Origin of the sequence: Acetobacter orleanensis, assembly GCF_001581005.1 — a bacterium.
Lineage (GTDB): Bacteria > Pseudomonadota > Alphaproteobacteria > Acetobacterales > Acetobacteraceae > Acetobacter > Acetobacter orleanensis.
In genome coordinates, this window is sequence record NZ_LHZV01000067.1 from 138,681 (window position 1) to 153,360 (window position 14,680).

Annotated in this window: 11 protein-coding genes; 7 read left to right on the top strand and 4 right to left on the bottom strand. The window is 56.8% G+C overall.

What is annotated here, in order from left to right; all coding sequences use genetic code 11:
- Positions 1-43: 43 nt before the first annotated feature.
- A complete protein-coding gene (locus tag AD949_RS12540; RefSeq protein WP_052944502.1) occupies positions 44-823 on the bottom strand; it encodes a JAB domain-containing protein in 780 nt (259 codons plus the stop codon).
- A 54-nt stretch (positions 824-877) separates the two neighbouring features.
- Here AD949_RS12540 and AD949_RS12545 point away from each other — a divergent pair, with 54 nt between their 5' ends.
- From AD949_RS12545 to AD949_RS12570, 6 genes are all read left to right on the top strand, one after another.
- Positions 878-3,100 (top strand): ATP-dependent helicase, encoded by a 2,223-nt coding sequence (locus tag AD949_RS12545; RefSeq protein ID WP_048834689.1) that lies wholly within the window; start codon positions 878-880, stop codon positions 3,098-3,100.
- Positions 3,100-4,011 carry a 50S ribosomal protein L11 methyltransferase gene (locus AD949_RS12550; RefSeq protein ID WP_048834688.1) on the top strand — a complete coding sequence of 304 codons (912 nt, stop codon included), beginning with the start codon at positions 3,100-3,102 and terminating at the stop codon, positions 4,009-4,011. Before AD949_RS12545 ends, AD949_RS12550 begins: the two co-directional genes overlap by 1 nt.
- Positions 4,012-4,089: 78 nt before the next feature.
- Positions 4,090-5,868 (top strand): aminopeptidase P family protein, encoded by a 1,779-nt coding sequence (locus AD949_RS12555; protein WP_048834687.1) that lies wholly within the window; start codon positions 4,090-4,092, stop codon positions 5,866-5,868.
- Positions 5,869-5,963: 95 nt separating this feature from the next.
- Positions 5,964-6,995 (top strand): isocitrate/isopropylmalate dehydrogenase family protein, encoded by a 1,032-nt coding sequence (locus AD949_RS12560; RefSeq protein ID WP_048834686.1) that lies wholly within the window; start codon positions 5,964-5,966, stop codon positions 6,993-6,995.
- A 120-nt stretch (positions 6,996-7,115) separates the two neighbouring features.
- Positions 7,116-7,832, top strand: a complete 717-nt coding sequence (locus AD949_RS12565) for an NUDIX hydrolase (RefSeq protein ID WP_048834685.1) — start codon at positions 7,116-7,118, stop codon at positions 7,830-7,832.
- The gene (locus tag AD949_RS12570) at positions 7,769-9,034 is read left to right on the top strand and encodes an MFS transporter (RefSeq protein ID WP_244463269.1); all 1,266 of its coding nucleotides are present in this window, start codon (positions 7,769-7,771) and stop codon (positions 9,032-9,034) included. The genes AD949_RS12565 and AD949_RS12570 overlap by 64 nt, the downstream gene beginning before the upstream one ends.
- 69 nt (positions 9,035-9,103) lie before the next feature.
- Here the strand turns inward: AD949_RS12570 and AD949_RS12575 are convergent, their stop codons facing one another.
- Complete coding sequence (locus AD949_RS12575) at positions 9,104-10,651, bottom strand: peptide chain release factor 3 (RefSeq protein ID WP_048834683.1); 1,548 nt, start codon at positions 10,649-10,651, stop codon at positions 9,104-9,106.
- Between the two features lie 101 nt (positions 10,652-10,752).
- A complete protein-coding gene (gene rpsD / locus AD949_RS12580) occupies positions 10,753-11,370 on the bottom strand; it encodes a 30S ribosomal protein S4 (RefSeq protein WP_048834682.1) in 618 nt (205 codons plus the stop codon).
- A gap of 368 nt (positions 11,371-11,738) precedes the next feature.
- Here rpsD and AD949_RS12585 point away from each other — a divergent pair, with 368 nt between their 5' ends.
- Positions 11,739-12,275, top strand: a complete 537-nt coding sequence (locus AD949_RS12585) for an HdeD family acid-resistance protein (protein WP_048834681.1) — start codon at positions 11,739-11,741, stop codon at positions 12,273-12,275.
- Between the two features lie 242 nt (positions 12,276-12,517).
- Here the strand turns inward: AD949_RS12585 and AD949_RS12590 are convergent, their stop codons facing one another.
- Entirely contained in the window at positions 12,518-14,530 is a 2,013-nt protein-coding gene (locus tag AD949_RS12590; protein ID WP_082064563.1) for a Hint domain-containing protein, read from the bottom strand.
- Positions 14,531-14,680: the final 150 nt, after the last annotated feature.

The following is a 14,680-nucleotide window of genomic DNA, read 5'->3' on the forward strand; positions in this document are numbered from 1 at the left end:
AATTCCGATCTCGGCGGTCTGCCTTTCCCTTTCGGCAACCGGCTCACCATGCCTGCTGCTCCAGATGCCGAAAACTGCGCCAGCGGCGGCCTTTCAACACCACATGGTCATGCATGGTCACGGCCAGCAAAGGCGCTGCCTGCAAAAGGGCCTGTACGAGTGTGCCATCATGCAGAAGCTGGCGGTCCGGCTGTACATCCGCTGCGGCCACTCTTACAGTAATCAATGAACAGGCATGCAGGGCGAGTGCGCGCTGCAAGATTGTCGCCACAACCTGCTGCACGGGAATGGCCCCAACCTCAGATTCCCCTCCACAAGCTGGAGGCTCTTCCGTTCTCACTACTTCATCGGCTAGCAACTGGTTGCGGCTGTCCAGAAACAGCACATGCAGGGAACCCGCCACAGCCATTGCCAGATGCGCGGAGCAATAGGCCAGCAGTTTGTCCCAGCTTCCAAGGTCTGGCCGCACAGGTTCTTCCGGTGTGGCCAGACGGTCAGCCGCCAGCGGCACCAGCCCCAGCAACGCCACGTTTCCCCGCGTGGCTCCCGCGGCTTTCAGGGCCTCCGCCGGGGCTTCCAGCACGGCCGCCAGAGACCCGAACTGGTTGATCAACGCCTTGGCCAAAGGCTTAGTATCCCGCCGGGGTATGCCCGGAAAAAGCAACATTTCGAGCACTTCGTAATCCGCGAGGGAGGACACTCCCGCACTCAGCACCCGCGCACGCATCCGTTGCCGGTGCCCCATAGGCCCGGTGGAGGGAAAAGACTCCGCCTCCATACTGTCAAAACTGTTCGGTCTTTCTCCATTTTCGGAGGACACCATGCCACTGCTCCGATTGGCCTCAGGCTTTCAAGACGATATAAGGGCGGAGTGAATATGTCCGAACACCCCTCCTCCGCGCTTTTTTCATCATCCTCGGGCCAAGGCGAGTCCTATCTCGCACGTCTGAACCCTGAACAACGCGCCGCGATTGAAACAACGGATGGCCCCCTGCTGGTTCTGGCTGGAGCCGGTACTGGCAAAACACGCGTGCTGACCACGCGCTTTGCCCATATTCTGCTGACAAACCGTGCCAAACCTTGGCAGATTCTGGCTGTGACCTTCACCAACAAAGCCGCCAAGGAAATGCGGGAGCGCGTTTCCCTACTGCTGGGCAACCCTGCGGAAGGGCTGTGGCTGGGCACCTTTCATGCGTTGTGCGCACGGATGCTGCGCCGTCATGCGGACTATGTGGGGCTGACAAGCAGCTTCACCATTCTGGATACGGACGACCAGCTCCGCTTGCTCAAACAGATTATCGCGCCCTTCCAGATTGACACCAAACGCTGGCCCGCCCCCGGTATTCTAGGCGTTATTCAACGCTGGAAAGATCGCGGCCTGACACCCGAGCGCGTAACGGATTCTGAAGATTCCGACTTTGCCGATGGCCATTGCCGCGCCATCTATCGGGCCTATCAGGAACGGCTGATCCAACTCAATGCCTGTGACTTTGGAGACCTGATGCTCCATGTCACCGAAATCCTGCGTACGCGGCCCGATGTGCAGGCGCAGTATCAGCGCCTGTTCCGCTATATTCTGGTGGATGAATATCAGGATACCAACACGGTCCAGTATCTCTGGCTGCGGCTGCTCGCCCTGCGCCCCGGCGAGCCCGCCAATATCTGCTGCGTGGGGGATGATGATCAGTCCATCTATTCCTGGCGTGGCGCGCAGGTGGGCAATATCCTGCGGTTTGAAAAGGATTTCCCCGGTGCGCATATTGTCCGGCTGGAACGCAATTACCGCTCCACCCGGCATATTCTGGGCGCTGCGGCGGGTCTGATTGCCCATAATGATGAACGGCTGGGCAAAACCCTTCGCTCCGGGCGCGAGGATTCTGACGGCGAAAAAGTGCTCGTTGTCGGCGTGAGTGATTCCGACCATGAAGCGCGTGATGTCTGCGCCATGGCCGAAAAAATGCAGCGTGACGGCCATTCTCTGGCGGAAATGGCCATTCTTGTCCGGGCCGGTTTCCAGACCCGAGCCTTTGAAGAAAAGCTCGTGCAGAGCGGCGTGCCCTACCGCATTGTGGGCGGCGTCCGGTTTTATGAACGCGCCGAAATCCGGGATGCTCTGGCCTATATGCGTGTGCTCAGCCAGCCTGCGGATGATCTGGCCTTTGAACGCATCCTCAACACTCCCAAGCGCGGCATGGGGCCTGCCGGTGTGCAGAAACTCCATGCCGCCGCCCGCAGCCATCAGGTTCCCCTGACCACCGCCACCCGCACCCTGCTGGCGGAAAAAGTGCTGAAAGGGAAAGTGGGGGATCAGGTTCAGGAGTTGGTGAACGCGCTAGATACCACGCGCGATATTCTGGCGCGGGAAGGCCACGTGGTGGCCGTGGAACATCTGCTGGAAGCCAGTGGCTATCTGGCTATGTGGCAGGCCGATACCTCGCCGGAAGCGCCGGGTCGGCTGGAAAACCTGAAGGAGCTGGTCCGCGCTCTGGCCGATTTCGGCACGCTGGGGGAATTTCTTGAGCATGTGGCGCTGGTCATGGAGCATGACGAAAACGCCGGTGATGCCCGCATCTCGCTCATGACCCTGCACGGGGCCAAGGGGCTGGAGTTCGATGTGGTCTTTCTACCCGGTTGGGAGGAAGGAGTTTTCCCCTCCCAGCGCACGCTGGATGAAGGCGGTAATTCCGGGCTGGAGGAAGAGCGTCGGCTTGCCTATGTGGGCATTACCCGTGCGCGCAAACACGCCATGATTTTCCATGCGGCCCGGCGGCGCGTTTACGCCAACTGGCAGGATTCCATCCCCAGCCGCTTTCTGGATGAACTGCCAGACGAGCACGTTATCCGGCAGGAAGAGCGTGATGCCTCCCACCGCGCCCGGCACCTGTCCGACTCTGTCTTTGTCGGGGGCGCGCCATTGGTCGCCCGTAGACGCCGGGATCCGCTGGCCGGAAACACCCCGTCTTTCCAGTTGGGCGAGCGCGTGCGCCACCCGCGCTTTGGGGAAGGCATTATTGTCTCAGCCGATCACCATCATGTTGATGTCGCGTTTGAAGGTCTTGGCATCAAACATCTCCTCACCTCCTTTTTAGAGAAACTTTAATGGCCGTTGCTCCCCGTCGTCATGCCACCGCTCTGGAAACGGTTGCGGTCACCGTTCCGGAATCCGCCGTAGAAGCCTATGAAAACGCGATTGGCAGCGTCTGCACCACAGTTGGTATTTTTGAAGCCAACCCGGAAGGCACGCTCTGGCGCGTGGAAGGTGTGAAAGACGCCGGACACCGGGAGGATGAACTGGCCGCGGCCCTCGTACTGGCGCACCTGACCAGCGGTGTGAACGCCCCGCTGGAACGCGACGCCACAGAGGCCGAAGGCTGGCTGGCCCGCACGTATGAATCGTTCCCTGAGCAGGATGTCGGGCAACGCTTTGTCATCCGCGGCACACATCTGCCGGACGTGAAACACCCCACGCGCATTGCGCTCACGCTGGATGCCGGCGTGGCCTTTGGTTCGGGCGAGCATGGCTCTACCCGTGGCTGTCTACGGGCGCTGGAGCGGATTGCCTACCGCAAACCACGCCGCATTCTGGACCTTGGCTGCGGCTCCGGCATTCTGGCCATGGCAGCGGCGGCTCTGCTGCATAAAAAAGTTCTGGCAGTGGATATTGAGCCATGGTCTGTCCGCGTGGCCGCACAAAATGCGGAACGGAACGGGCTGGGCCACATGCTCACCTGCCGTCTGGGCAATGGCTGGAGAACGCCAGAAATCCGCCACAAGGCCCCCTATGATCTGGTGTTCGCCAACATCCTCGCCCGCCCGCTGTGCCTGATGGCCAAGGATCTGGCCCATAATTTGGCCCCCGGCGGTACGGTTATTCTAGCGGGCCTGCTCCGCACCCAGATTCACATGGTTCTGGCCGCGCATCGCAGGCTTGGGCTGGTGCTGGAGCACACTTTTACAGAAGGTGACTGGGCCACACTGGTCCTGCGCCGCCCTTACGCAGTAAAATCCTGAAACGCGCCTGCATGGCCCCACCATGCAGGCTTTTTTATTCCGTCTGTTTTGTTTTGAGACATCACTCTGAGGTCCGCCATGCCGTCAGCTTCCGCCACCCGCCTTGCCGCTCTGCGCGCCCTCCTGCAACAGAACGGGCTGGACGGGCTGATTATTCCCCATAGTGACGAGTTTCTGGGCGAATACACACCCGCCTGCGCGGACCGTCTGGAATGGCTGACAGGCTTTAGCGGCAGCGCAGGCATAGCGCTGGTGCTGGCCGAGAGCGCCGCCGTGTTCTCGGATGGGCGCTATATCACGCAGATGGACCAGCAGGTGGATGGCTCCTGCTGGGAACGGCAGCATATTTACCAGACACCCCCCAGCACATGGCTGGCCAGCAAGGCCCCGCGCAACGCCCGTATCGGATATGACGCCCGTATCATGAGCAGCGCGGAACTGCGGCCTTTCACCACGCTGGACGGACTCTCTCTGGTCCCCACAAACGGGAACCTGACAGATATGCTGTGGACGGATCGTCCGGCTTTCCCGTCAGCCCCCGCCACCGTCCATCCGCTGACCTATGCAGGTGAATCCTCTGCGGACAAACGCACCCGTCTGGGCAAGGCGCTAGCGGAGGCTGGACAGGCCGCCGCTATCCTGAGCGATTCGGCCTCCATCGCGTGGTTGCTGAACATCCGTGGCACGGATATCCCCTGCACCCCTGTTGTTCTGGCCTTTGCCGTGCTGCATGCCGATGCCTCGGTCGATCTCTTCCTCCAAGCCAGCAAACTTCCGGCAGATGTGCAGGCGTGGCTCGGGCCGGACGTCCGCGTGCACGAGCCGGAAATCCTTGACGCTGTTCTGGCCACACTCAGCGGTAAGACCGTGGGCGTGGACCCAGCCAGCAATGCTGTCTGGTTCACACAAACCCTGACACGCCATGGTGCCACCGTGCAGGAAAGCCCGGACCCGTGCCAACTGCCCAAAGCCCGCAAAAATCCAACCGAGCAGGACGGTGCCCGCAAGGCACATTTGAAAGACGGCGTTGCCCTGTGCCGCTTCCTGCACTGGCTGGAAACGGAAGACGCCCGTGGCACCACGGAACTTCAGGCCGCCACCAGACTGAACGCCTTCCGGGCCGAGGGCGCGGACTATCGCGGCGAATCCTTCCCCGCCATTTCTGGTGCGGGGCCGAACGGTGCGGTTATTCATTACCGTGTCACCCCGGAGAGTGACCGGCCCCTCAAGGCCAATGAAGTCTATCTGATTGACAGCGGCGGCCAGTATCCGGAAGGCACAACCGATGTGACCCGCACCGTCTGGACCGGCCCGGACGCACCGCCTGCCCGCCTGATGGAAACGTTCACGCGCGTTCTCAAAGGCAATCTGCGCCTTGGCCACGCGCGCTTCCCCACTGGCACCACAGGCCACGCGCTTGATGCGCTGGCGCGGTATGATCTGTGGCAGGCGGGGCTCGATTATGACCACGGCACCGGCCACGGCGTGGGCAGCTTCCTCTCCGTGCACGAGGGGCCCGCGCGTATTTCCAAAAATCCGTCCACCATCACGGTGCAGGAGGGCATGATTCTCTCCAACGAACCCGGCTATTATGAGCCGGGCGCTTATGGCATCCGGCTGGAAACCCTTGTGCTGGTACAGGAGAAAGCAGGAGAAAACCGTCCGGGCTACGTGTTTGAAACGCTGACCCTCGCGCCGTTTGACCGCAGGCTGATCGACACCGCTTTTTTAGGCGAAGAAGACTGCCTGATTCTGGATGCCTACCATGCGCAAATCATGGAGCAGATCGGCCCGCATCTGCCAGATTCGGCCAGAAACTGGCTGAAAACGGCTTGTGCGCCGCTCAAGAGAGCGTGAGAGAACGGCTTTCGGCCAACTGGTCACGCAATTGGGAATCGCCTGCCCGACCGAAGACGGGCAGAAAAGTTGCGAAGTGATTGGGAGCTTACAGAATGACGACAAACAGCAAAACCATCCCCGCTACTCTTATCGCCGGTGATGGGATCGGCCCTGAGATCGTAGAGTCGGTTACCGAACTTCTTGACGCCGTTGGTGCCCCGTTTGCATGGGACCCCCAGCTTGCCGGCATGGCCGGGGTGGATGCGGTTAATGACCCGCTCCCCAAACAGACCATTGAAAGCATTCGTCGCACTGGTCTTGCTCTGAAAGGCCCGCTGACGACCCCGGTTGGTGGCGGCTTCAAATCCATCAACGTCACGCTGCGTCAGGAATTCGGGCTGTTCGCCAACCTGCGCCCCACCAAGACCATTGTTCCCGGTGGCCGGTTCGACAAGATTGATCTGGTTCTGTTCCGTGAAAATCTTGAAGGCTACTACGCTGCCATGGAACATTATGTTCCGGTTGGGGACGACCCCAAGGGCATCGCTCTGAGCACCGGCTTCAACTCCCGCGCCGAGTGCCGCCGTATTGTGAAGTTTGCTTTTGACTATGCCGTCAAAAACAACCGCAAGACGGTCACGATTGTCCATAAAGCCAACATCCTCAAGCTGCTGACCGGCCTGTTCCTTGAAGAAGGCCGCAAGGTTGCTGAAGAATATAAGGGCCGCATTGCCTTTAACGAGCGGATTGTCGATGCCTGCGCCATGCAGCTCGTCATCAACCCGTGGCAGTTTGATGTGATTGTCACCACCAACCTGTTTGGTGACATCCTGTCTGACCTCACGGCTGGCCTTGTTGGCGGTCTGGGTATGGCTCCGGGCGCAAACATCGGTGAAAAAGCTGCTGTGTTTGAAGCCGTGCACGGCTCTGCTCCCGACATCGCCGGACAGGGTATTGCCAACCCGCTGGCCCTGCTGCTGGCTGCTGTCATGATGCTCCAGCATGTTGGCCGTCAGGATCTGGCAGACCGTATTGATCACGCCATCAAAAAGGTCATCACGGAAGGCACCGTCCGCACCAAAGACCTCGGCGGCAACGCCTCAACGAAAGATCTCACCGCCGCTCTTAAACAGCAGCTGGTCTGATCCATCCTCCAAAAAACGGGAGCGCGGTTTATCCGCCTCCCGTTTTTTTGTGGGCTCTTTCTGGTTTTTTTCAACAGCAGCGCTTTACACAGGCGCCCCAGCCGCGCGTATCATGCCTTTATGATACCCAGCTTTTCCGGCCATTGGCCCCTGCTCCGGCTTGCTCCCACCTGCACCGTCTCGGTCACGGATCACACACCGTACCGTACTGCCGGAATAGACGCTGAAATAACCCGCATCTGGGCAGAAGCCTGCCGGAAGACCCCGTCCCTTTTTAACGGCTGTGTTTTTTCAGCAGACCGCGTAACCCGCACGGACATTTCCGGCCACTGGACAGATTACCGCTCTGTTCTGGCACAAATGAAAAATCCGGCTCTTTTTCCGCAGTTACGCCTGCAACCGCTTGCCGTAATCGGCCTTCTGGAAACACCTCAAGGCTATGTTTTGGGCCGTCGGCATCCTTCATCTTTATATCAAGGCAATTTCTGGCAAAGCCCGCCCGCAGGCAGCATTGAACGACGTGGCGATAGCCCAGAGGTCAATTTAGCCGAACAACTCATGGCTGAAGCCGAGGAAGAACTCGGACTAAAAGCAGAAAACCTGACCATTGGGGCACCGCAGCTTATCGCCCGCCATCCGCGCACACGTATTCTGGATATTGGTATTCCCATGCGCACTCCGCTTTCTTTCAGAGACGTTGAAATAGTATGGAAACAGGCCGCTAATCAGGAATATGACCAACTCGCCCTTGTTCCCCCTACGGATGTTGAACAGTGGCTGAACCGCCCGGACCTGCTCCCTACGTCCCGCGCCCTGCTGGCCGCCACCCAGCCATGACAAGCAAGCGACCTGCTACCCACCAGAACGATGCGCATCATTCTGGCCCCAGCCCTAACCTGATCAGAGTGATTGCGGCCGCCTGCGGGTTGATTGTCGCTAATCTCTATTATGCGCAGCCGCTCGCTGGGCCGATCAGCGCCACACTCTCCATGTCGGAAGGCCAATCCGGCCTGATTGTGACTGTCACACAGATTGGCTACTGCCTCGGTCTGCTGCTGATTGTCCCTCTAGCCGATTTGCTTGAAAATCGTAGCCTGATTGTGTGGATGACACGGTTCGTCATGCTGGCGCTTCTGGTTCTTCCTTTTTCACACCAGCCACTGCCCTTCCTGTTTGCTATCGGGCTCGTGGGCGTTTTGTCCGTTGCGGTGCAAATTCTGGTGCCTCTCGCCGCCACTCTTGCCCCGGAAGCCACCCGAGGGCGCGTGGTTGGCAAAGTGATGAGCGGACTGATGCTGGGCATTATGCTGTCCCGCCCTGTCTCAAGTTTCGTCACCCAATTTTCGTCATGGCATACTATTTTTCTAATCTCTGCCGGACTGATGCTGGTGCTATCCATTGTGCTTCAGCGCGTTCTGCCCGAGCGTAGCCCCACCACCCAGAGCCATTACGGCGCTCTACTCCGTTCCATGGTGACACTTCTGCTCACCACTCAAGTTCTGCAACGGCGCGCGTTTTATCATGCCTGCCTGTTTGGCTCTTTCAGCCTGTTCTGGACCGTTACACCTCTACTTCTAGCAAGCCCACCCTTTCTGTTTTCTCAGGGGCAGATTGCACTTTTTGCTTTTGTGGGTGTTGCTGGTGCCATTGCGGCCCCCATTGCCGGACATATTGCCGACAAAGGCTGGACATGGCCTGCAACCCTTGCCGCCATGGCTCTGGTCTGCCTCGCCTTTCTGGCAAGCGCCGTGATGCCACAGTCTATTTTCACCAGCGTGCTGACACTGGCGGGCGTGGTAATTGACTTTGGCGTGACCGCTAATCTGGTGTTGGGGCAACGTGCGCTGTTTATGCTGCCCGCAGAAAGCCGCGGGCGCCTCAACGCGCTTTATATGGCCATTTTCTTCCTCGGTGGCGCGGCAGGATCGGCTTTAGGCAGTTGGGCTTACGCACACGGAGGCTGGCCCTTAGCATCTGCACTGGGAGCCGCGTTCCCTGCACTCGCTTTTCTCGTCTGTCTGACGGAAAAGCGATCCTAAAGCATCCTTTGATCAGGCAAAATCGCCTGATCAATCAAAGCAGTTTACCAAGTCAAACTCTAAGCGTGCTTATTTAATCTCAAGCCCAATCTGCTTGATATCATGGAAGGTGATATCCGGGTTCTGCTCCTGCGTGCGGCGCATCATAAAAGAGGACGTCGCAAGGAAGACCGGATCATCATCCAGATCATCCGCCATGGCGGAACGGTTTGCCATGGAAAAGGCTTCAATTTTCTCACGGGAGCCGGTGACCCAGCGCGCTAGCGAGAACTGCACGGCATCAAACCCGATTTCCACGCCATACTCCGCCTTCAGGCGGGCCTGAAGCACGTCAAGCTGGAGCGTTCCTACCACACCAACAATCGGCTGCGCGCCATCCTGTGGTTTGAAGAGCTGCACCACCCCTTCTTCCGCAAGCTGGGTCAGCGCCTGTTTCAGCTTCTTCGCCTTCATCGCGTCATTCAGCCGGACACGACGCAGGATTTCCGGGGCAAAATGTGGCACGCCGGTAAATTTCAGGTCCTCATTTTCTGTCAGCGTATCGCCAATCCGCAGCGTGCCGTGGTTGGGAATACCCACCACATCACCCGCATAGGCTTCTTCCGCCAACTGGCGGTCCCGCGCAAAAAAGAACTGCGGCGTATGCACGGCAAAATTTTTGCCCGTGCGGCTGTGGCGCAGACGCATCCCGCGTGTGAGCTTGCCCGAGCAAATCCGCGCAAACGCGATACGGTCCCGGTGATTGGGGTCCATATTGGCCTGAATTTTAAAGACAAGAGCCGTCATCTCGGCTTCATCAGCCTTGACCGTGCGGCTTTCCGCGACCTGATCGCGCGGAGACGGCCCAAAGGCGACCAGCGCGTCCAGAAGGTCGATCACGCCGATTTCCTTCATCGCACTCCCGAAGAAAACGGGAGTCAGATGCCCGGCGTCAAAGGATTCCCGGTCAAACGGCGGCAAAACACCTTCCGCCAGTTCCAGCTCTTCCGAAAGCTGCACCATGCGTGGGTCGGACTGAGGTAGTTTTTCCTGCGTATGCACTTCCTTGGTCCGCAAGTCATACGTGCCAACAAACCCCGCAGCACGACCAATCGGCCATGTAGCCGGAGACGTATCCAGCGCAAGGGCAGATGCAATTTCATCCAGCAGCGCAAACGGGTCCTGCGCCTCACGGTCCATCTTGTTGATGAAAGTGACAATCGGGATATCGCGCAGACGGCAGATTTCAAACAGCTTGCGTGTCCGGTCCTCAATACCTTTGGCGGCGTCAATCACCATCACGGCAGAGTCCACCGCTGTCAGGGTGCGATACGTATCTTCGGAGAAGTCCTCATGGCCCGGCGTGTCCAGCAGGTTGAAAATGCACCCGCCATAGTCAAACGTCATGACCGAACTGACCACGGAAATCCCACGGTCACGCTCAATGGACATCCAGTCAGACCGGGTGCGCCGCCGCTCCCCCTTGGCCCGCACGTTCCCAGCCAACTGAATAGCCCCACCTGCCCGCAGGATGCGTTCCGTCAGCGTGGTTTTACCAGCATCCGGATGCGAGATGATCGCAAACGTACGGCGGCGGGCAATTTCCGTGCTGAGGTCAGTTGCGAGCGTTTCAGACATAACAGGCAATCCGGCTGGAAAAGGGAGAGATTAAAACGGCAAACGCCGGATGGAGAGGGTACCCTCCACCCGGCGCTGCACAAATCGGGCCGAAGCGCCGATTAACGAGAGTAGTATTCGACCACGAGATTCGGTTCCATCTGCACCGGATACGGCACATCAGCGAACTTCGGACCACGGACGAACGTGCCCTTCATCTGGCGGTGATCAACGTCCATGTATTCTGGAACGTCGCGCTCACCCGTCTGGGCTGCATCCAGAACGATTGCCAGCTGCTTGGATTTTTCACGCACTTCAATCACGTCACCATCCCGCACGAGGAATGACGGAATATTCACCTTGCGGCCATTAACCAGAATGTGGCCATGGCTGATGAACTGACGTGCTGCGAACGGCGTGATGGCGAATTTCATGCGGTAGATCACCGCATCCAGACGACGCTCAAGCAGGTTGATCAGGTTTTCAGACGTATCGCCCTTACGACGTACGGCTTCCTGATAGTAGCGACGGAACTGCTTTTCGCTGATGTTACCGTAGTAACCTTTCAGCTTCTGCTTTGCCATCAGCTGGACAGAATAGTCAGACGGCTTGCCTTTACGGCGCTGACCATGCTGACCCGGGCCGTATTCACGACGGTTAACCGGAGACTTCGCACGGCCCCACAGGTTAACGCCAAGACGGCGGTTAATCTTATATTTGCTCTCGAGGCGCTTGCTCATAAGGCGCTCTTCTCTTCTCTGTCTGCGTGAAGCACCATACTCTGTGCCTCATCATGGTGCCGGTAGTCTCCGTCCCTCGTGGATCGGAGCGGGCGCAGTCCGTATCACCGGCAGGCGGGAGCATCTGTCCACCTACATCGGCCGTCCTGTCCGCATTCCCGGCAATGGGTGCAGCCATTACGGAAAGAGCCGCCATCTGTCAACTCGGGCCGCGTGTCTAGTCCCACCATACAGGTCGGACCACACGGGTCCTCTCTTTTGCTCTGCGCAGAAAACAATCCTTCTTTACAGATAGTATTTGCGCCGCCTGTACCTTAGATTATTCACTGATTTTCAGAAGCACTTCACAGAAACAAGGACAAACAACCATGCCATCCTCTAAAAAATGGGCGCTTTTCGTCGCTCTGGGCGCGGTGCTGGTTGCGCTGGGCTTTATTGCCTGCGTTGATGCCATTTCCGTCACGCTGGCCAGCACAATTTTTATCGGCATGCTGCTGATTATTGCCGGTGCTTTTCAGGTTGCTCATGCCTTTGCCGTGCGGGACTGGGGTGGCGTGCTGTTTTCCGTGCTGTTCGGCGTGCTGTATATTGTGGCGGGCGGCATGATTATTGAAGAACCCGCCGCTGGCTCCGTGATGATCACTCTGTTTGCCGCGGCCTGCTTTATTGTTGTGGGTATTATGCGAACCATTCTGGCCATCCAGTATCGCAGCCTGCCGGGCTGGGGCATTGTGCTGGCAGGCGGGCTGATCAGCCTGACAGTCGGGCTATGCCTGTATTTCACCCTCCCATGGTCCGGCCTGTGGCTGATTGGCACATTTGTGGGGGTTGAACTGATTACCAGCGGCATCGGCTGGCTCCAGCTTGGTCTGGCTCTGCGGCAGTCCAATACCAGCCGCTTCTAAAACCGACGCCCCATCGAGCGTCTAAAAGGCACTTCGGATCAAGCCGGAGTGCCTTTTTTTTTTGCCCAGTGAGGGACACGCAATTTCAGAAACGCTTTACTGAACCGCAGAGAATACTGTTGATCTGGCTATAGCCGGGTCAATGTAACTTGTAACGAGGTCTCTCTGAAAGCGCCAAAGGCCGGACAGCAAAAAAACAGGCCCTGCCGGAAAGCAGAGCCCGCATAAAGTATTCAGATTTTTTAAGCAGATTGCACGATTGTGCCTTCATCCTTGTCTGCACTGATAAGATAAGGACCGGTTGCGCGGACATTCAGATAAAGAAGCCCCATGACACCCGGCTTCAGAAGCCCCTCAAGAGACAGTTCGGCATTGCCGTTAGTCCACGCACATCCGTCTTCATCCCCTGCATACCAGCCGGCAGGTTTTTCCTCCTGAAGGTGAGACGTAATCATAAGCTGATCCCGTGCACACAGCAGGCGGATATCCCCAATGGAAACACCCATCATCCGGCGATCATCCACAAACGGGCCAATTGTGTCTGACGGACGGCTGGCACGAGAGACAATCCGCACAGATTGTGTGCCGGGCGGCAGCATGAAGCTGTATTTCTGTATCGGGCGAACGATGGCTCCTGATGCCAGAACCAGATGCAGATCCGGATCACGGGTCAGTTCCGGTCCCTTTTCTGCCTTCCGGCTTCCAGCAACACTGTTTGCACGCCATTCCAGCGACCGGAACAGAGGCTCCACAAAAGCGCGCTCGACACACAGCGGCGCGCTGGAATCCTTATCCCAGTTTTTCGCCGCGCCGCGCAGCGTGACAACCTTCCCGTCCTGCCGGAAAGACATGCGGTTTCCGGTATCCAGATAGCTCTCGGTCAGCATGCCATCCGCCGTAATGACGGAATGCTGCTCGGTTTCCACATGGTAATACTCATAGGATGTGATCGACTTGTCATAAAAAATGGAAACGCCATTCACCAACATGCGCGCCGGGACAAATGCACCATTGAAGAACAGGCAATGCTCAGCAGTAATCAGCATGTCCTTGTAAGGCACGCCATCAGCAATCGCGTTCTTCAGAACACGGACAGGATATCCGGCCTCATCATCAGGAAGCCCCTGCCGAACGTTAACATGAGCTTTTCCAACCCAGACGACAGAGCGCACGCTGTCTGTCTTGTTCTGCCAGTCGAAGGCGATGACGTCATCACCAACACGAACATCTTCGACTGCGATATCACCCTTTGTGGTGCGAATCATGCTTCCGGCAAGGAAGCAGGCGCCAATATAAGTATTGCTACCAGAATAGCTAATTTCAAGCGGATTATTTGTGCTAGAAACGTAGTAATTTCCGTTTTTCAGTTCTACGCCGTTTGCCAGATTTGCAGAATATTCTGCAAGTGCATGCCCATCTTTATCATAAAGTATGATCGTACGGGCATTACCATTACCTGAAATGTTATACTGATAGACAGGCGTCGTAGTACCTTTCAGTTCTATGGTATCTTTGGAAGGATCGTAGTTATTAATGGATGATCCAGCGATATTTATAAGAGTTCCACCGCCATTAATGATCAGCGTACCACCACCGTCACCAAAATTGATTGTCGTCCCACTCAGAATACTGGCAAGCGCATCCCCTGTATTAAATGTGCCGCCATGCTCGATATTAATGGTAGAGCCGCTTAGCGCATCAATAAGAGACGCACCGCTATTCCCTGAAAGCGTCGCCGTACCGCCAATCACATTGATTGTTGAGCCTGTAATAATATTGGCAAGACCACTAATGGCTGTCGTGCCACCAATGTAATAAGTATTGGCTGTTGCTGCTCCGGCACCAATAACAAAATTACCTGTCGCTCCGGGAAGGCTGACATAAGTCCCGATGCTAGCCAGATTAATTAAAACGGCAGAATCCGCTGATCCTGCAATAACATCCCCGCTCGCAGCAATCTGAATAATATTGAGGATATTAAGACCTCTATTAATATTATTCTGATTTAATATAATATTTCCACTAGAATCTGAAATTTTTACGTCATAAGTATTGGACGTAGGTATTCCTAAAGCCGTATAATTATGATTCGTTACTGTGTAAGTCAATCCATTTGAGGTAACGATTGTTCGAGTTGCTGAGTAAATTGGATTGAGTTTGAACCCATCCAAAGCTGGATATGTTGTCGTTGTCGGTCCCGTTTTGTCCGAGACAATGGTTACGCTGTTATCCTGATTGGTCGTCGTATCAGTCATTTTTTCATAACTCCTGAATTACGCAAGCACAGATTACTAGCCTGCGAATCGTTAATTAGACGTTAATGTAACTACGCTCACAGTATTGTTAATGCAAGAGAAACATAGATTATCAAAAATAAGACACTCCTGTTGTTTTGCATAATTCAG

Coding starts and splice junctions, on each gene's coding strand:
- AD949_RS12540 (WP_052944502.1), bottom strand. CDS start 823: ATGGTGTCCTCCGAAAATGGAGAAAGACCGAACAGTTTTGACAGTATG.
- AD949_RS12545 (WP_048834689.1), top strand. CDS start 878: ATGTCCGAACACCCCTCCTCCGCGCTTTTTTCATCATCCTCGGGCCAA.
- AD949_RS12550 (WP_048834688.1), top strand. CDS start 3,100: ATGGCCGTTGCTCCCCGTCGTCATGCCACCGCTCTGGAAACGGTTGCG.
- AD949_RS12555 (WP_048834687.1), top strand. CDS start 4,090: ATGCCGTCAGCTTCCGCCACCCGCCTTGCCGCTCTGCGCGCCCTCCTG.
- AD949_RS12560 (WP_048834686.1), top strand. CDS start 5,964: ATGACGACAAACAGCAAAACCATCCCCGCTACTCTTATCGCCGGTGAT.
- AD949_RS12565 (WP_048834685.1), top strand. CDS start 7,116: ATGATACCCAGCTTTTCCGGCCATTGGCCCCTGCTCCGGCTTGCTCCC.
- AD949_RS12575 (WP_048834683.1), bottom strand. CDS start 10,651: ATGTCTGAAACGCTCGCAACTGACCTCAGCACGGAAATTGCCCGCCGC.
- rpsD (WP_048834682.1), bottom strand. CDS start 11,370: ATGAGCAAGCGCCTCGAGAGCAAATATAAGATTAACCGCCGTCTTGGC.
- AD949_RS12585 (WP_048834681.1), top strand. CDS start 11,739: ATGCCATCCTCTAAAAAATGGGCGCTTTTCGTCGCTCTGGGCGCGGTG.
- AD949_RS12590 (WP_082064563.1), bottom strand. CDS start 14,530: ATGACTGATACGACGACCAATCAGGATAACAGCGTAACCATTGTCTCG.